The organism is Cytophaga sp., from assembly GCF_051961495.1.
In the GTDB taxonomy this organism is placed as follows: Bacteria; Bacteroidota; Bacteroidia; order Cytophagales; family Cytophagaceae; genus Cytophaga.
Genome location: NZ_JBQCDF010000166.1, coordinates 1 through 17,011, shown reverse-complemented (window position 1 = coordinate 17,011; position 17,011 = coordinate 1). Strand labels below are relative to the sequence as shown.

The following is a 17,011-nucleotide window of genomic DNA, read 5'->3' as shown; positions in this document are numbered from 1 at the left end:
TTAACCTACATTAAAAATACATACAATCATGTTTCAATCAATTTTAGATTTTATTCATCAGCTTCAGGGTGAATATAAATTTGATGATCCTATTGCTGGATATGGAGTTATCGCTTTCGTTCTGCTTATCGGACTGGAAATCGTTCTCAGCTTAAAGTACGATCCGGAATTATATCAATGGAAAGATTTTGGAGCAAGTGTATCTATGGGCGCAGGTTCTGTAATCGTAGCTATTTTCGCTAAAATACTTTCCTTCGGAATGTTTATCGGTGTATATAAAATGTTCAATACCCCGATCAATCCGGGTGAAGCATATAATTTCTTCGAACCGAATTGTGTCAACATCTTCGGCTGGACTTCCTTCGGCATGGCCTGGTATCTGTTCCTGATCTGCCAGGTGTGTGATGATTTCAATTATTACTGGTACCACCGTTTAAGTCATACCATCAGATGTCTATGGGCTGCACATATTGTACACCACTCTTCTGATAATTTCAACTTAGGCTCAGGTATCCGTAACGGTTGGGTGACGTTGATCTACAAACCTATCTTCTGGTTGTGGTTACCAGCAATCGGCTTTAGTCCGGTGATGGTTATGATCTGCCTTTCTATCCAGTCTTTATGGCAGTTCCAGTTACATACGAAGTTTATGCCATACCTTGGTTTCTTCGAAAAGTTCATGAACACGCATAAGCAGCACCAGGTACACCATGCCCAGAACATTGAGTACATGGATAAAAACCACGGTGGTTATTTAAACATCTTCGATAAAATATTCGGTACACATGAAGTGCTGGATGATGAAAACATTGAAATCAAATTCGGTGTTGTTCACCCGCCGCACTCTTATAACCCGTTGATCATTTTAGGACATGAATACAGAGACATCTGGAATGATGTAAGAAGCACATCAAACTGGGGGCATAAGTTCATGTACATCTTTGGCCCTCCGGGCTGGAGACCTGGAGATTTCTCACAAACAGCGAAAGCACTGCAAAGAGAAATTAAAAAACAAAAAGCTGCCGCTGCCGCCGCTGCTCAGCAACAAACTACAGCCGCATAATTTCTTTTCTATATTAATAAAAAATCCCGTCCCGATCCCGATAGCTATCAGGATCGGGACGGGATTTTTTATTAATGCATATTATACAAAACCTATGAGGTTTTCTATCTATCACCTCTGCACATTTAGAATCACCTCCTCGCCGATTGAGAAAACCTCATAGGTTTGAGAAGTACTTCCCAACTCGCGCCAGTCTTAGACTGGCGCGCATCATTCTGTAGTCTCTGACTACATTTGTAATACCCCAGTCTCAGACTGAAAATAAAAGTCACCATTCGCCGCGGCGAACCGCTCCGCTTAGACTGGCGCCAGAGAAAAGAGCTGGTTTTAAAATATACAAACGAAACCTATGAGGTTTTATAACCATCACCTCTGCACATTCTGATCACCTGCCCGCTTATTTAACAAAACCTCATAGGTTTAAGAAAAGCGCTTTTAAAAATACGTCGAAAAGCCAAACTGATACGCTGCTGTTTTAGACGGCGGATTATTCAACAAGTCTCTTGTCCAGGAATACCGGTAATTGGCACGGATTACCGTTTGCGGATAGGGTCTGAAGCTGATCCCCGGCACAACCGCATAAATATTATCACCGATGTTCTGTCCGGTTTCATTAAACGTTCCCACATTGTAATCCGAATATTCCAGACGTACACAGGTATTTAATACTGCCTTTTCAAAGCCCAACATCGTGCGCTTCAGTACTGGCTGCACGATGTCTACAAAGCCGCCGTGTTGTTTATTGCCATATTGTTGTGAGTAGGTAGAAGGAACATCTATAAATGCCCATACCCATTCTCCACGGACGTATGTTTTCACAGGCAGTGTTGTATTAAAATCAATGGCCACTAAATCTACCCTGCGTTTCGAATCGATCACCAAACCATCTTCCTGAAATGTATTGTATACGCCGCCCATCCAGGAAATCCCGACTTCGCCATACTTGCGGTGCCCCAGCGCTGTCTTCAATGTGGTTAAAGGCATACCGTTAGAACTTTCTTCAAAGCGATCCGGATTTTGTTTGGATGCCGGCAGGCTCGTACGATTCAAACTGTTGTTGATGATCTGGTCATCAAAACCATTCGACAAATAAGCTTCGTATGCAAACGCCCATTTATCCTTCGAATATTTTCCCCATAAACCAAAACCAACATTACTCCACGTAGAAGGAATAATCGTTGTAGCTGAAATAGGCCGTTCAATGAATTCCCACTTCGGACCATCATGGTTCTGGTTGAACGCGCCGATCGGATTCATGATAATACCACCACGTAAATTAAACATGGGATGAAATTCAAAATCAACGGCAGCAAACTCAATATTGATTTCTTTCGTTCCATCTTCAAATTCTATCTCTGATAAAAAACGAATGCGCTTGCCAATGGCCGAAGATAAAAAGATCGTCATGCGCCGCATCTGGAACGAAAAGCCTTCGGACACGCCATCTGTAACTGCATAGTTGGTATTGGCTTCCAGATAACCACCTACAGCAACGGGTGTTTTACCGATGGAAAGGAATGGCCTGCTGTACATGGCGTCGACGTTAAGCTGCACGGAAGTATCTTTTGCAGCTACGCGTTTAAATAAAGAGGAATCTACCTGTGCATATACAGCAGTCTGTATAATGCAGGCCAGCAGTGTAATTATTTTTTTCATTGAACTAAGGAGAAACAGAAAATAGAATTACAGTCTTTGAGACAATATTATGATAAAAGGATTTTAATGATCGGCCCTTCCACCTGCGTTTTAAACCTGCGCAGGTTTGTTTGTGCAGGACCTTGAATTACATTGCCGAGCTTATCAAATTCGCTGCCGTGTGCGGGACAGGATAAATGCTCCCCATGCGCAGACAGTTCAGCGCCCTGGTGCGTACATTCCATCCAGACTGCAGAATATTCCAACGCACTTATTTTGTAGAGATAGATCGGAAAATTTAATTTCTCCGAACGAACCAATACATACCTTCGATCTACAGCCTCGCCTTTTTTATTCAGCGTGAATTCTGTCGCTGCTACATGCAGATAACTACCGTTGATTTCGCTGGATGCAAAATGTTGTCCTGTAGTACAACTTTGTAAAAGCGCTGTTATTCCCATGCCGCCTGCGCAGATCATTCCACAGCTTTGTATAAATTTTTTTCTATTCATCATCGTACTATTACTAATTATAAACTCTCAAGAAATCTGATCAGTTTGCCTTTATCGTTTTGTGAAAGATTTACAAACATATTTTTTGAAGCGGCGGCTTCACCACCATGCAGTTCAATAGCCTGTTGTATGGAAGTTGCGCGGCCATCGTGCAGCAGAAAATAAGAACCGCCTTGTGAATTCGGTGATAGCCCAAGTCCCCATAACGGTGGTGTTCTCCATTCATAGGTCAATGCGGTGCCTTCTGTATAGCCATCATCCAGGCCAGGCCCCATGTCGTGTAACAACAAGTCGGTGTATGGAAAAAATGTTTTGTTTGAAAGCGCAGCAATGGTTGTCTGCGGTGTGGTCCACTCCGGAATGTGACACGATGCACATTTTATTTCCATGAACAGCTGTTTACCTTCCACAACATCCGCATCTGCTGCATTGCGTTGTACAGGAGCTTTTAAGGTTTGCAGATAAAAGACGACGTTGTTAATGGTTGTACGTTCCACTTCCGGTCCGGGGAATGGATCAAAGTACGGATAAGACATGCCATTCATTGCGGGTTCATCTTCAGCAAATTCAGAGGTGATGCCCATGTCCTGGTTATATGCATTCACTGTCTGGTGCAGTAAATTGATGGCAGCAGCTTTTTTACCAAAGCGGCCGATGTATTTGCCATTATTGGACAAGTGATAAGCCATGGGTGAAAAATACGCCGGAGCAAAAACATAATTCACCCTGCCTGAAATGCCGTCGCCATCAGCATCTTCCACATCCGCATGTGCCAGAATCTGCGCATCGGTTAAGGCTTCCAGAAAACCTAAGCCTGTATTGGCCGGCGGCATGAATTTCGAAAAGCTTGCTCCTGCCGGAATCCGCTCTGGCGTAAAACCGGGCAGCGCTCTGTTCTGCAGCTGCGGAGCTCCTGAATGCATATACATATTGCCAAGCGTATCCGACTGTCCGAATCGGATTAAGGTAGTAAACGGATGTCCTTTGCCGTCACCGGCATGGCAACTGCCGCAGGACGTAGCAACAAAATATGGCCCCAGCCCATTTCCGGAGAAGAAAGTTTCTTCATTAAAAGCAGCATCACCAGCCAGAAACTGGCGTTTTTCAATTTCTGACAACCCTGCAACCGGACCATCAAGCAATTGATCCTGATCGGGTTGCTTCGGAGATATGCTTTCTGTCAGGTGTTTACAGGCTATTGTCATAAAACACAGGACAATACCGCTAAATAAAAAAACTTTATTTTTGGTCATACTAGTTCTTATCTGTAATTTGTTTTGCAAATGTACGATCAACTATTTCGTCATTACAAATTAAATTTTTAGGTTAAACTAAAAATATTGAGGCAATTAATGAGTACTTATATTGAAGAGAATTATTTAAAAGCGATCTATAAACAAACAGAACGCAATAAAGACGGGGCTTACACCAATGATATCGCAAACGAGCTGAATGTTAAAGCTGCCACAGTAACAGAAGCATTTAAAAAGCTTGGCGATAAGGGTTTGATCTATTATGAAAAATACAAAGCCGTAACACTTACTGAAGAAGGGAAAGCCATTGCTGTCAAAACCATACGCAAACACAGGCTTTGGGAGGTTTTCCTTGTAGAAAAACTCGGTTTTAAATGGGATGAAATTCACCCGATGGCGGAAGAACTGGAACACATTGGATTTGAAGAGCTGACAGAGCGACTGGCAAAATTTTTAGGTAATCCCGAATTTGATCCGCATGGTGATCCAATACCTGATAAGAATGGAAATTTTGCTAAAAACAAATCGGTAAAATTAATCACCATAGGTCTTGGTAAAACAGTAACCATGACCGGGATCGAAAATCATACTTCGTCTTTCCTTCAGCATCTGGACAAGCTTGATTTGAAGCTGGGTGCAAAGATCACGATTAAAGAACTTGTTGAATTTGATCAATCCATTCTTGTATCAGTAAACAATAAAAAGGAATTTTATCTGAGTCAGGAGATCGCTAACAATATCCTGTGCATGTAGTTTTACTTTTGTTAAAAATAAACAGCTGATAAATACAACATTTGTCCCGAAAAATGTAAGACAAGTTGCTTGCCGGAAATCAATATTTGTATGAACACTTTTAATTCATACAGCTATGAAAAAAGAACTGAATCAGAACGTAAATAAGCTGGTTGAGCTTGTAAAAGACGTTAAAACCTGCATGCTGATTACGATTGAAAAATATACAGATATACTTTCAGGGAGACCGATGAGTATTGCAGATATTGAAAAGGATGGTACTATGTGGTTCTTTACCAAAACAACTTCTGAAAAAATTGATGCAATCGAACAAAATAAGCAAATCTCTCTGGCAATTGTAAATGAAAACAAAAACATTTATTTGATGATCAATGGCAGAGCAGAGTTGTCTTATAATTACACAAAGATGAAAGATTTGTGGAGCCCTGTAATGAAAGCCTGGTTCCCGCAAGGGCTCGAAGATCCCGATATGATCCTGATCAAAGTAATTCCTGAAGATGTAAGTTATTGGGATAGCAGCGCAAGTAAAATGATTGTCTTATTAAACATGGTGAAAGCACTTGTAACAGGCAAAGAATATAATGAAGGCCGCCACGGAAAAATAAGTATATAAGAATTTACTTCCCGCAAAAACAAAAAAACATCTGCTCTTACAGATGTTTTTTTGTTTTTTGGTATGTAGTGATTCTTTGTTTATGGAATGTATACTTCCAGCATTTTAACTTCGCCCAATGGTGAGAATAATACTTCTTTAACCGATGCAGGAATCAATACAACATCACCAAAGGTGAGTAGCTCAGAAGATTTGTTATTTGTTGTCATCATCACGTCTCCTTCAACAACCATAAATATTCTGAACATGTCTGTCTCAGAATAATCAAGTTCTACTTCATCGGTCAGTACAAAAAGATCTGTTGTGAAGTAAGGACAATCTACCAGATTGGTTGGTATGTTATCTTCAACTTCGTACTTGATTTTATATTCATCGTAAACATTAAAGTCAATGGCATCTAAAGCCTGCTCCGTATGAAGTTCACGCTTATTGCCTTTGGCATCTTTACGATCGAAATCATAAATGCGGTATGTTATATCCGATGTCTGTTGAATTTCCGCCAATAAAATACCTCTGCCAATATAGTGTACACGACCGGCTGGTAAATGAAATACATCACCGGCAGATACTGTTTCATAATGCAGCACGTCAAGAATCTTTCCTTTGTCCAGATAATCAACATACTCCTCTTTCGTTAGTTTACGATTGAACCCAACATTTAAACGCGCTGCTTCATCTGCAGCAAGGATATACCACATTTCTGTCTTGCCTGAACAATTGTGGCGTTCTTTGGCAAGCTTATCATCCGGATGCACCTGAATACTCAGGTCTGCATTTGCATCTATAAATTTTATCAATAACGGAAAATCTGTTCCGAAACGTTTGAAATTCTTTTCGCCTAAAATTTCTGCCGGATATTTTGCTACCAGCGCACGCAGATCCATTCCTGAAAAATCACCGTTTTCAATAACAGAAGGTTCTTCCGGAACTGCTGATAATTCCCATGTTTCCCCGCAGTTTGGTAAGGGAGAAAAATCTTTCCCCAATACTGTCCTGATCTTGGAACCACCCCAGATCTTATCTTTAAAAATCGTCTTAAAACGCAAGGGGTATAAATTAGTCATTTAACTTTTTCTCTTATTTGTATGCAAGATATATAAAGAAGATTCTCAATCAAAAGACTATCTCTTTTAATTGAGTAGTGCAAATTGCTCTATGAAATATCCATAATGTGCAGTGGTGGCTCTGTACCGGTGATTGAGATAATATCAAACCGTATCCTTCCTTCCCAGTTCTGTTGCATTACATATTCATGTGCAGTCTGCTGGATCATTGCTAGTTTCCTGTCGGTAACAAATGTTTCCGGGTAACCGAATTTGTTATGCTTCCTGAATTTTACTTCAACAAAACAGATGCACTTATTATGCAGCGCAATGATATCAATCTCTCCTCTTCCTGCACGAAAATTCTGCGCGAGTATTTCATAGCCCATGCTTTTCAGATATTCGCAGGCCTTTGCTTCGCCGGCAATTCCTTTCTGTATATGCTCCATAAAAAATCGTATATTTGTTCACTGATTGAAAGCAGATGCATAAAAATACAAACAAAAGAGTATTTGTAGAAGACTTAGGACTGGTTGATTACCAGCAAACGTGGGATTACCAGACAAAGCTCTTCAATACAGTCATTGATCAAAAACTTGCCATGCGTGCTTTACCGGAAGACGAACAGCAGGCTCCTGATCATTATCTGCTTTTTTGCGAACATCCGCATGTTTACACATTAGGAAAAAGCGGCAAACGCGAAAACCTGCTGATCGACGAAACGCAGTTGAAACGTGTAGATGCCAATTACTATGAAATCAACCGCGGTGGTGATATTACTTACCACGGTCCGGGACAATTAGTAGGTTATCCGATCTTTGACCTGGACAGCTTTTTTACAGACATCCATAAATATCTGCGTTACCTGGAAGAAGCAATTATTCTTACGCTGGCGGAACTCAATATCTCTGCCGGACGTATTGAGGGATTGACAGGTGTCTGGATTGATTATAACGATGCGCTCAAAGCACGTAAAATCTGTGCCATGGGTGTAAAGGCAAGCCGTTGGGTTACCATGCATGGTTTTGCACTGAACGTGAATCCGGATCTCGGGTATTTTAATAATATCGTCCCCTGCGGCATTGATGATAAGGCTGTTACCTCCATCTCAAAAGAATTGGGGAGAACAGTTTCCGTTGCAGAAGTAAAAGAAATTTTATTGAAAAAATTACAGGCTCTGTTTGAATTTGAGCTTCACTATTCAACTGAACGCATTTAGTCGCGGGCATGCGGATAACCAGGCTCCAGAAATAAAAAGTATTATTAACTGAATGAAAAAAGATATTCCTTTCCCTCCCGTTGAAGGCGTATACATTGCCATAGCTCAGGAAATTTCAGATGTTACCACCTGGAATGTTTACATCGTAAACAGCAATGACTTTCAGATTGACAATGTTTTTATACGCTCGAGAGGGTATGGCGAGAAAGACGGTTTTCCTCAGGAAACGTCTACCCTGCGCCATGTCATTCCATTTGTAGATGCAAATAGCTTTGCCAAGATCGAATTGATTGACCCATCGGTTTTTCATTTGAATAATGAATACTGGATCAGTTATTTCATTGGTAAGCAGATATATGACAAGAAATTCATTTTTGTACCTGAAACCATTATTGAACAAAACCTGGTTTCTATTCCGCAATTGGGTGTCAAAGGCATCCTGCACCGGTAAAATTTGGAAGCATTATTCTTTCTGCCACTTTTGAAACCAATAAAAGCCTGCTACGTTTAAAGCAACTAGAAGAAATCATTAATTTGGATTCGCCGTATTTTTGGAATAAATTACTCATCATTAATAACCTTTGGGAGAATCAGTAAATGCAGGTAGAGGGTGAAAAAACAGGACAGGATTTTTTACTGAAAGTAAATAACCTGAGTACACATTTCCGCACAGAAAGAGGAGTTGTGAAAGCTGTTGATAATGTGAGCTTTGTACTGAAGAGAGGCGAAACCATAGGTATTGTTGGTGAATCCGGCTCCGGAAAATCTGTAACTGCATTGTCAATCATGCAGTTAATCCCCAATCCTCCCGGCAAAATCGCTGAAGGTTCCATTGAATTTAATCACCCCCAAAAAGGTATTATTGACCTGGTAAGTCTGAACAAGATGGAAATGCAGGAAGAACGCGGCAACTCGATTTCCATGATTTTCCAGGAGCCTATGACCTCCCTGAATCCTGTTTTCACCTGCGGTGACCAGGTTATGGAGGCCATCCAGCTGCATCAGAAAGTATCCAAACAGGAAGCGAAGAAAAGAACCATCGAGCTTTTCCAGAAAGTTGAGCTTCCAAGACCCGAAGCCATATTTGATGCTTACCCGCACCAGATTTCAGGCGGACAGAAACAACGGGTAATGATTGCCATGGCAATGTCCTGCAATCCATCTGTATTGATTGCAGATGAACCTACCACTGCATTGGATGTTACGGTTCAGGCGCGTATTCTTGAATTAATGCAACAACTGCGCGACGAAAACAACATGGGTATCCTTTTCATCACCCATGATCTTGGTGTGGTGGCAGAAATAGCGGACCGTGTAATTGTTATGTACCAGGGCAAAATTGTTGAACAAGGCCCTGTATATGAAATCTTCTCCAATCCGCAACATCCATATACAAAAGGCTTGCTGGCATGCAGACCCAAACTGGACCTGCGCCTGAAAGTACTGCCGGTAGTGTCTGACTTCATGGAAGTGGATACAACAGGAAAATTCCTCGAAAAAGAACGTAAATTCAGTTCAATCGGTGAAGCGATCCTGTTTAACTATGTTTCTGATGAAGATATTGCGGAACGGAATAGTGCCCTATCTGTGCTTGAGCCACAATTAAAAATCAAAAATTTAAAAACCTGGTTCCCGGTAAAAAAAGGTTTCTTCGGTAAAACCGTTGACCATGTGAAAGCAGTTGATGATGTTTCCTTCGATGTATTCCCCGGTGAAACCATCGGTCTCGTGGGTGAATCAGGCTGCGGAAAAACCACACTGGGTAGAAGTATCCTGCGTCTGATCGATCCAACATCCGGCAGTATTGAGTTTGAAGGTATTGACATCCTGGCACTGAACGAAAAGGAGTTGCGCAATCTGCGCAAAGATATCCAGATCATTTTCCAGGATCCATACTCATCTTTAAACCCAAGAATGACCATAGGTGAAGCCATTATAGAGCCTATGCGTGTAAACAATATTCTTGACAGCGATTTTGCCAGAAAAAAACATGCAATCGAATTACTTGAACGCGTAAACTTAAACAGAAAACAATTCAACCGTTATCCGCACGAATTTTCGGGCGGACAACGCCAGCGTATCTGCATTGCACGCGCATTGGCACTCAATCCCAAATTTATCATTTGTGATGAATCCGTGTCAGCACTTGACGTATCCGTTCAGGCGCAAGTGTTAAATTTATTGAACGAATTAAAAGAAGAATTCAATTTTACCTATATCTTTATATCACATGATCTGTCGGTCGTTAAATTCATGTCAGACCGCATCATTGTAATGAATAAAGGTAAAATCGAAGAAATGGGTTTTGCAGAAGATATTTATCTGAACCCAAAAACAGACTATACTAAACGACTTATTCATTCAATACCTAAAGGCAACCTCGAAGATATTCTTCTTGCCCAGTTAAAAAGAAAGAAAAAAGTCTAATCTTTTTCATGAGAAAAAAATCAACAACAGAACAAAGTGATACAAGAGGCGAAGACAGCAGCCTTCAATCAAAAGTTACCAAATTTTTTAACAACAGCAGAAAGAACCCTTTCAGCTATAAAGAGCTAATCAAAAAACTTCGTCTTGTACGGGATAAAGAAAAGAAAGCATTGAAAGATGTGCTGGAAGATCTTGTCCGCGCAGGTTCCCTGTCGAAAGACAAGACTGGTTTATACATGTATGCAGGCAGCAGCGGCGGTGAAAATCTAATCACGGGCCGAGTGGATTTTGTGAATCCGCGCTTCGCTTATGTAATTCCCGAAGGAGAAAAAGCAGACAACGATATCTGGATCAGCGGCAACAAAATGGGAACCGCCCTTGATGGCGACCTTGTACGCGTAGCTGTATACAAACGCAGCGGCGGCGGCAGTAAAGGAACCAAGAGTGCTGAAGGAGAGATTGTAGAAATTGTAGAACGCAAGCGTACTTCTTTCGTAGGGAAAATTGAAATATCGGCCCGTCATGCATTCGTAGTGCCTGATGGCAGAAAAATGCACGTAGATATTTTTGTTCCCAAAGAAAATATTAATGGAGCAAAAAGCGGTGAGAAAGTATTGGTGGATATTATTGCCTGGCCAAGCCGCGATGAAAAAAGCCCTACAGGTAAAGTAACAGAAGTACTTGGGATAGCCGGAGAAAACGAAACCGAAATGCACGCCATTCTTGCCGAGTTCGGTTTGCCGTATGAATTCCCGCAGCCGGTATTAAAAGCTGCCAAGGATATCAGAGAAGATATCTCTGAAGCAGAAATCAAAAAACGCCGCGACATGCGCGGCACAACTACCTTCACCATTGATCCGGAAGACGCGAAGGACTTTGACGATGCTATTTCATTTAAATACTTAGACAACGGCAACTGGGAAATAGGTGTACACATTGCGGATGTATCACACTATATGCAGCCCGGCGATACACTGGATAAAGAAGCATACCGCCGTGCGACATCCGTTTATCTGGTAGATCGTTGTGTACCGATGCTGCCGGAACGTTTGTCAAATGAACTTTGCTCGCTGCGACCAAATGAAGATAAACTTACCTTCTCTGCTATCTTTGAAATCGATGCCGATGCAAAAATAAAAGAAGAATGGTTTGGACGGACCATCATCCACTCTACCCGCCGTTTCAGCTATGAGCAGGCGCAGGAAGTACTGGAAACACAGCAAGGTGATCTGGTAAAAGAATTAACCATCCTGAATACCCTTGCGAAGAAAATGCGCGCACAGCGTTTCAAGGAAGGCGCTATCAGTTTCGAAACCATCGAAGTAAAATTCAAACTGGATGATAAAGGAAAGCCATTAGCGGTTGTACCGAAGATCCGTAAAGACGCGCATAAGCTTATTGAAGAATTCATGCTGCTTGCTAACAAACGCGTAGCAGAATTTGTATTCAACCTGAGAAAAGGTAAAGGTACTTCCAACACCATGGTATATCGTACACACGATGCACCAAATCCGGAGAAGCTGGCTTCGCTGGCAACGTTTGCCAAGCGTTTCGGACATAAAGTTGAACTAGATGACGAAGGAGCTATTGCAAAAAATTTAAATAAACTGAGTGATGAAGTGGAAGGCAAGCCGGAGCAAAACGTGTTGCAGAGCTTAGCCATCCGCAGCATGTCCAAGGCGATCTACAGCATTGAGCCAGACATGCACTTCGGTTTGGCATTCAAACACTACTCACACTTCACTTCTCCGATCCGCCGTTATCCCGATGTAATGGCACACCGTTTATTACAGCATTACCTGGATGGCGGTAAATCTGCCGACAAGGAATACTATATCGAAGCCTGCGAACATTCATCCATACAGGAAAAATTAGCGGCTGAAGCTGAACGTGGTTCCATTAAATTCAAACAGGTTGAATTTATGCAGACCAGCATCGGAAAAGAATTTGAAGGCATTGTTTCCGGCGTTACGGAGTTTGGCATGTTTGTAGAAATTGTTGAAACCAAATGCGAAGGCATGGTTCGCCTGGCCGACCTGGAAGATGATTACTACGAAGTAGACATGGACAACTACCGCATTGTTGGAAAAAGAAACAAGCGCATGATCACGCTGGGTGACAAGGTGCAGGTGATTGTAAAATCAACCAACCTTGAGCGCAGAACCATTGACCTGGAATTAGTAGATAATAAAGGTGCAAGCAGGGAAGTAAACAAAGATGTACATAGAGACGCCCTGGATTTCAGTGATGCACGTAATGATACACGTAAGCCATCAAGACCGTCAAAGTCATCAAGACCGTCAAAACGATAAATCTTTATATCTCTGCTGCTACTCCGGCAATTGATTTATACACCCAACAAGTTTCAGAATACTGCATTAATTAAAACAATATGTTACTCACTACAGAACGTTTAACCAAAGACATTACAAAAGCAATTTCAAAAGCTGAATTTGGTAAAGAACCTGCAGAACTATACGAACCCATCCGCTATATCATGGACCTGGGTGGAAAACGCATGCGCCCTATCCTGACCTTGCTTTCCAATTATATCTTTACAGAAGACTGCGTTAAAGTAATGGACGCGGCTGTGGCCGTTGAAGTGTTTCATAACTTTACGCTCATGCACGACGATATCATGGACAATGCACCTCTACGAAGAGGTAAATCTACTGTTCATGAAAAATGGAATACCAACATTGCGATTCTCTCCGGAGATGTGATGCTGGTTGAAGCTTATAAACAACTGATGCTTGTTGAAGAGAAACACCTGAAAAGAGTGCTGGATCGCTTCAACGAAACAGCAGCAGGTGTATGTGAAGGTCAGCAGCTGGATATGAACTTCGAAACGGTAGCGGCAGTTACCGTAGATGAATACATCAATATGATCCGTCTGAAGACTGCCGTATTGTTAGGCTTCAGCATGGAACTTGGAGCGATACTAGGTGATGCAGATGATAAGAGCTGTGAATACCTGCGCACGGCTGGCGAGTCGGCGGGTATCGGATTTCAGTTGAAAGATGATTTACTGGATGTATACGGAGATGCAGCCACGTTCGGCAAGCAGGTTGGCGGCGATATTCTTGCCAATAAGAAAACGTTTTTACTGACCCGCGCACTTGAAAAAGCAGAAGGCAAAACAAAAAAAGAACTGGAAAAGCTATTGACAGATAAAACAATTTCTGATAAAGCGAAGATTACAGGCGTAACAGCCATTTACGATCAATTGGAAATTAAAGCGGAAGCAGAAGCATTGATCGAAGAATACTTCAATAAGGCTATTGAGTCGTTAGGCAAAGTGAAAGGTTCTATCTTCCGTAAGCATTACATCAAAAACTATCTGCTTGCATTAATCGGCCGCGAACAATAACAGCTACTATTTAACTAAGCATCTTCATGAATAATCTTTCGGTAACAACCATACTCATTATCATCAACTGTGTTGTCAGCTTTTTCGCGCTGAACAACCCGGAGGTAATGAACCGGTTGATCCTGACTCCATACTGGGTAGAGCGTAAAAAAGAATATTACCGTTTTATTACCTCAGGTTTTATTCATGCAAGTTTTCTGCACTTAGCTGTCAACATGTTATCGTTGTATTTCTTTGGAGAAATTGTTGAATACTGGCTGGGCAAATATTTATTTATCATTCTCTATATGGCAGCAATTATAATTTCAGATATTCCCACTTACCTGAAATATAAAAACAATTCCTACTATGCCTCACTTGGCGCATCGGGTGCAGTATCCGCTGTTGTCTTTGCTTCCATCATGTTTCACCCTCTCAACGATATTTGCCTGTATGCATTTATTTGCATGCCTGCGTTTCTTTTTGGTGCATTGTATTTAGGCTATTCCTATTACATGGACAAGCGCAGCGGTGATGCCATCAATCACTCTGCTCACTTTTACGGCGCAGCTGTGGGATTGGTATTTGTAGGGATATTATATCCGCACCTGATCCCGGAAGTAGCCTCTGCTGTATTCCATTGGAGGCCTGAATTTCTGAGATAAAAAATATTTCCGATTTATATAATATGCATGTTATATAAATCAGAATTGTGCCGCTACTCAATTCACCCTTGTAGTTTATCTGCTGCTACAGCCGTAAAGACGATATTTTTCTGGCAATACTCTCCCATTCTTTGTATATTATATAATACACCAGCAAAGTATTATGTAACCGGCATATGAAAATTTTATTTGTTATCAACCCCAATTCAGGTTCCAGTCGCAGCGAGGCCACCATGGCCTGTATTCAGGAGACTGCTGCAGCTAAACATATTTCTATAAATATTATTTATACAACCGGCAAACGGGATGACGAACAGATCCGTGAAGAAATTCGCTTGTATAAACCTGATCGCGTGGTAGCAGGTGGTGGTGATGGCACTATACAATTGGTTGCGCGTAACCTCATCGGCACCGGTATACCGATTGTGCTGCTGCCCTTAGGTTCCGCGAACGGATTAGCTACTGCCTTGAATATTCCTGACGAAGATACAGCCCTGGCAAATTATATTTTTGCAGACCTGCCGCCGCTGCCGCTGGATCTGCTTCGGATCAACAATACACACATCTGTGTACACCTGGCCGATATTGGCATCAATGGCATGATGGTAAAAGAATATGCAGAAAACGGCCACAGCGGTATGCTTGGCTACGCGCGGCATCTCATTCATGCAATGGTTGAAACACCATTGATGCAGTACACCATTAAAACGGATAAAGAAACTATTGAACAGGAAGGCTATATGCTTGCCTTTGCCAATGCCAACATGTATGGCACCGGCATTAAAATTACAGAAGGTTCTGTACACGACGGTTTGTTTGAGATCCGCAACATTCCTAAAATCAGTTTAACAGATGCTGTCAAAGCCGGACTAACTAAATTCAACATCTTCATCGACCGGGATATGTTCGCCGATGTGATTAGCTGCAAACAGGCTGAAATTTTTATTGACCAGAAAGCAGACCTGCAAATTGATGGTGAATACATCGGTGCCGTAGATTATTTAAAAATTGAAATACTTCCTTCAGCTATACTTATTTTAATACCGTGAAAGCACAACAACCCATATTGCTCAGCTTTTATGCTTTATCAAACGGAGAGAAGGTGATGGTCTTCGGCCATCTCACCTACTCGCTTATAAAAGACCTCAGCTTCACCGGCTTCAGTAACGTAAAAACATTTTTTACTTTGTATTCTTTGTATCGTACACGTTTCGTAGCCGAGCAACAAATAGAGATTATCTTCAATTCCGGCAGAGCCACAACCACAACCGATGTCAAAGGTTCATTCTATTTTATTGCAGACCTTGTACCAGGGCAGCATACGGTACTAGACATACAGATAGCCGGCGTGTCTGTTAAATTTATGCCTGAACTGTATGATCTCGCTATTCACGAAATCCGCACCGATACTATACTTGTTTCAGATATTGATGACACCGTTATTCATTCATACATCTCCAATAAGTTTTCAAAATTCCTGACGCTGATGTTCACGAAGGTTGAAAAGCGCCAGGCGGTTGAACCAACCATGAAACTGATCCGCGACCAATATGGCGTGGGTGTCGCACCATTTTATTTATCCAACAGCGAGCAGAATCTCTATCCGCTGATCTATCGATTTCTGAAGCATAATAATTTTCCTAAAGGACCAATTTTTTTAAAGGAAATGCGCAAGCTGCGGGATGTGTTCCGCGGCAAAAAATTTCCTGCACAAGACCTGCATAAACTGGCGACACTAAATCAGCTGATGCGCTTCTTCCCTGAAAAAGATTTTATTTTGCTTGGCGACAATACACAGCGCGACCTGGATATTTATTTACGCATGGCAGAAAAGTTTCCGACCAATATCAAATACATTGTGATACTCAAAGTGGTTGACCGGCCCGCGGATGACGAGGTGGTTGTTTATTCAAGCAAGCTGTTAAAAGAACAACATATCGGTTTGTATTACGGAACGGAACTGCCGTCTACACTGAGTATGCTGTAATTGAATATGAATTTTATTTTTCTGAATACATCATTCAACTTACAGTCTATCACATATATGAATGCCGGAAAAATTTAAGCTGCCTCTGTAAAACTTCTTTAATATTAAATAGAATCCTGCCGAACTGTATCCTGCGCTTCTATCTGTTCTTCTATCCATTCTTCATCCATCTCTTGCATCATTTCTTCATATTCATAGAAAGATGAATAGTCTTCATAGAATTCAGCAAACAAAGAAAAGAATGGCAACAGCCAGAATACCAATACGCCTACATAAAACCATTTCTTACTGCTTTTCAGAAATAAGCCCAATAATGCTATGATCAGACTCACCGCAACAGAAAGTACAATAACAAGGATTAAAAGCGCTACCGATGCGTGCCCGTCGTCGTAAATAGCCATTAGAATTCCCGCTACGAGGGCTAGTACCTGAAAAGCAATTAATCCGCCAACAAAGAGTTTATTATCAAGTAGTTATTTCATGATAAATAAA

At 41.5% G+C, this 17,011-nt stretch carries 17 protein-coding genes; 11 read left to right on the top strand and 6 right to left on the bottom strand.

Features of this window, described 5'->3' with window-relative positions:
- Nucleotides 1–28: 28 nt before the first annotated feature.
- Nucleotides 29–1,063, top strand: a complete 1,035-nt coding sequence (locus ACTHJT_RS08595; protein ID WP_440237612.1) for a sterol desaturase family protein — start codon at nucleotides 29–31, stop codon at nucleotides 1,061–1,063.
- A gap of 435 nt (nucleotides 1,064–1,498) precedes the next feature.
- Here ACTHJT_RS08595 and ACTHJT_RS08590 read toward each other — a convergent pair whose 3' ends face one another.
- Genes ACTHJT_RS08590 through ACTHJT_RS08580 form a run of 3 tightly spaced genes read right to left on the bottom strand, consistent with a single transcriptional unit; the run spans nucleotide 1,499 to nucleotide 4,415 of the window.
- A complete protein-coding gene (locus ACTHJT_RS08590) occupies nucleotides 1,499–2,719 on the bottom strand; it encodes a hypothetical protein (protein WP_440237611.1) in 1,221 nt (406 codons plus the stop codon).
- Between the two features lie 47 nt (nucleotides 2,720–2,766).
- Nucleotides 2,767–3,213 carry a ubiquinol-cytochrome c reductase iron-sulfur subunit gene (locus ACTHJT_RS08585; RefSeq protein ID WP_440237610.1) on the bottom strand — a complete coding sequence of 149 codons (447 nt, stop codon included), beginning with the start codon at nucleotides 3,211–3,213 and terminating at the stop codon, nucleotides 2,767–2,769.
- 14 nt (nucleotides 3,214–3,227) lie between these two features.
- Nucleotides 3,228–4,415, bottom strand: coding sequence for a di-heme oxidoredictase family protein (locus tag ACTHJT_RS08580; RefSeq protein ID WP_440237609.1), 1,188 nt, complete (start codon nucleotides 4,413–4,415; stop codon nucleotides 3,228–3,230).
- Between the two features lie 147 nt (nucleotides 4,416–4,562).
- Here ACTHJT_RS08580 and ACTHJT_RS08575 point away from each other — a divergent pair, with 147 nt between their 5' ends.
- Together ACTHJT_RS08575 and ACTHJT_RS08570 are read left to right on the top strand one after the other, a co-directional pair.
- Nucleotides 4,563–5,216 (top strand): metal-dependent transcriptional regulator, encoded by a 654-nt coding sequence (locus tag ACTHJT_RS08575; protein WP_440237608.1) that lies wholly within the window; start codon nucleotides 4,563–4,565, stop codon nucleotides 5,214–5,216.
- A gap of 115 nt (nucleotides 5,217–5,331) precedes the next feature.
- Nucleotides 5,332–5,829 (top strand): pyridoxamine 5'-phosphate oxidase family protein, encoded by a 498-nt coding sequence (locus ACTHJT_RS08570; protein WP_440237607.1) that lies wholly within the window; start codon nucleotides 5,332–5,334, stop codon nucleotides 5,827–5,829.
- 80 nt (nucleotides 5,830–5,909) lie between these two features.
- Here ACTHJT_RS08570 and ACTHJT_RS08565 read toward each other — a convergent pair whose 3' ends face one another.
- Nucleotides 5,910–6,893, bottom strand: a complete 984-nt coding sequence (locus ACTHJT_RS08565; RefSeq protein ID WP_440237606.1) for a type I phosphomannose isomerase catalytic subunit — start codon at nucleotides 6,891–6,893, stop codon at nucleotides 5,910–5,912.
- A gap of 89 nt (nucleotides 6,894–6,982) precedes the next feature.
- A complete protein-coding gene (locus ACTHJT_RS08560) occupies nucleotides 6,983–7,321 on the bottom strand; it encodes a YraN family protein (RefSeq protein WP_440237605.1) in 339 nt (112 codons plus the stop codon).
- Between the two features lie 35 nt (nucleotides 7,322–7,356).
- Here ACTHJT_RS08560 and lipB point away from each other — a divergent pair, with 35 nt between their 5' ends.
- The 8 genes from lipB (at nucleotide 7,357) to ACTHJT_RS08520 (ending at nucleotide 16,519) form a co-directional block, all read left to right on the top strand.
- On the top strand, nucleotides 7,357–8,091 hold the full coding sequence (lipB, locus tag ACTHJT_RS08555; protein WP_440237604.1) for a lipoyl(octanoyl) transferase LipB: 735 nt from the start codon (nucleotides 7,357–7,359) through the stop codon (nucleotides 8,089–8,091).
- Between the two features lie 52 nt (nucleotides 8,092–8,143).
- Nucleotides 8,144–8,542, top strand: coding sequence for a hypothetical protein (locus ACTHJT_RS08550; RefSeq protein WP_440237603.1), 399 nt, complete (start codon nucleotides 8,144–8,146; stop codon nucleotides 8,540–8,542).
- Between the two features lie 146 nt (nucleotides 8,543–8,688).
- On the top strand, nucleotides 8,689–10,518 hold the full coding sequence (locus ACTHJT_RS08545) for an ABC transporter ATP-binding protein (RefSeq protein WP_440237602.1): 1,830 nt from the start codon (nucleotides 8,689–8,691) through the stop codon (nucleotides 10,516–10,518).
- An 8-nt stretch (nucleotides 10,519–10,526) separates the two neighbouring features.
- The gene (gene rnr / locus ACTHJT_RS08540; protein WP_440237601.1) at nucleotides 10,527–12,830 is read left to right on the top strand and encodes a ribonuclease R; all 2,304 of its coding nucleotides are present in this window, start codon (nucleotides 10,527–10,529) and stop codon (nucleotides 12,828–12,830) included.
- An 80-nt stretch (nucleotides 12,831–12,910) separates the two neighbouring features.
- Complete coding sequence (locus tag ACTHJT_RS08535) at nucleotides 12,911–13,888, top strand: polyprenyl synthetase family protein (RefSeq protein ID WP_440237600.1); 978 nt, start codon at nucleotides 12,911–12,913, stop codon at nucleotides 13,886–13,888.
- Between the two features lie 26 nt (nucleotides 13,889–13,914).
- A complete protein-coding gene (locus ACTHJT_RS08530; protein ID WP_440237599.1) occupies nucleotides 13,915–14,532 on the top strand; it encodes a rhomboid family intramembrane serine protease in 618 nt (205 codons plus the stop codon).
- Between the two features lie 176 nt (nucleotides 14,533–14,708).
- Nucleotides 14,709–15,581 (top strand): diacylglycerol/lipid kinase family protein, encoded by an 873-nt coding sequence (locus ACTHJT_RS08525; RefSeq protein WP_440237598.1) that lies wholly within the window; start codon nucleotides 14,709–14,711, stop codon nucleotides 15,579–15,581.
- Nucleotides 15,578–16,519: a phosphatase domain-containing protein gene (locus ACTHJT_RS08520; protein WP_440237597.1), complete on the top strand. Its 942-nt coding sequence runs from the start codon at nucleotides 15,578–15,580 to the stop codon at nucleotides 16,517–16,519. The genes ACTHJT_RS08525 and ACTHJT_RS08520 overlap by 4 nt, the downstream gene beginning before the upstream one ends.
- A 104-nt stretch (nucleotides 16,520–16,623) precedes the next feature.
- Here ACTHJT_RS08520 and ACTHJT_RS08515 read toward each other — a convergent pair whose 3' ends face one another.
- The gene (locus tag ACTHJT_RS08515) at nucleotides 16,624–16,920 is read right to left on the bottom strand and encodes a hypothetical protein (RefSeq protein ID WP_440237596.1); all 297 of its coding nucleotides are present in this window, start codon (nucleotides 16,918–16,920) and stop codon (nucleotides 16,624–16,626) included.
- Nucleotides 16,921–17,011 lie beyond the last annotated feature (91 nt).

Coding starts and splice junctions, on each gene's coding strand:
- ACTHJT_RS08595 (WP_440237612.1), top strand. CDS start 29: ATGTTTCAATCAATTTTAGATTTTATTCATCAGCTTCAGGGTGAATAT.
- ACTHJT_RS08590 (WP_440237611.1), bottom strand. CDS start 2,719: ATGAAAAAAATAATTACACTGCTGGCCTGCATTATACAGACTGCTGTA.
- ACTHJT_RS08585 (WP_440237610.1), bottom strand. CDS start 3,213: ATGATGAATAGAAAAAAATTTATACAAAGCTGTGGAATGATCTGCGCA.
- ACTHJT_RS08580 (WP_440237609.1), bottom strand. CDS start 4,415: ATGACAATAGCCTGTAAACACCTGACAGAAAGCATATCTCCGAAGCAA.
- ACTHJT_RS08575 (WP_440237608.1), top strand. CDS start 4,563: ATGAGTACTTATATTGAAGAGAATTATTTAAAAGCGATCTATAAACAA.
- ACTHJT_RS08570 (WP_440237607.1), top strand. CDS start 5,332: ATGAAAAAAGAACTGAATCAGAACGTAAATAAGCTGGTTGAGCTTGTA.
- ACTHJT_RS08565 (WP_440237606.1), bottom strand. CDS start 6,893: ATGACTAATTTATACCCCTTGCGTTTTAAGACGATTTTTAAAGATAAG.
- ACTHJT_RS08560 (WP_440237605.1), bottom strand. CDS start 7,321: ATGGAGCATATACAGAAAGGAATTGCCGGCGAAGCAAAGGCCTGCGAA.
- lipB (WP_440237604.1), top strand. CDS start 7,357: ATGCATAAAAATACAAACAAAAGAGTATTTGTAGAAGACTTAGGACTG.
- ACTHJT_RS08550 (WP_440237603.1), top strand. CDS start 8,144: ATGAAAAAAGATATTCCTTTCCCTCCCGTTGAAGGCGTATACATTGCC.
- ACTHJT_RS08545 (WP_440237602.1), top strand. CDS start 8,689: ATGCAGGTAGAGGGTGAAAAAACAGGACAGGATTTTTTACTGAAAGTA.
- rnr (WP_440237601.1), top strand. CDS start 10,527: ATGAGAAAAAAATCAACAACAGAACAAAGTGATACAAGAGGCGAAGAC.
- ACTHJT_RS08535 (WP_440237600.1), top strand. CDS start 12,911: ATGTTACTCACTACAGAACGTTTAACCAAAGACATTACAAAAGCAATT.
- ACTHJT_RS08530 (WP_440237599.1), top strand. CDS start 13,915: ATGAATAATCTTTCGGTAACAACCATACTCATTATCATCAACTGTGTT.
- ACTHJT_RS08525 (WP_440237598.1), top strand. CDS start 14,709: ATGAAAATTTTATTTGTTATCAACCCCAATTCAGGTTCCAGTCGCAGC.
- ACTHJT_RS08515 (WP_440237596.1), bottom strand. CDS start 16,920: ATGGCTATTTACGACGACGGGCACGCATCGGTAGCGCTTTTAATCCTT.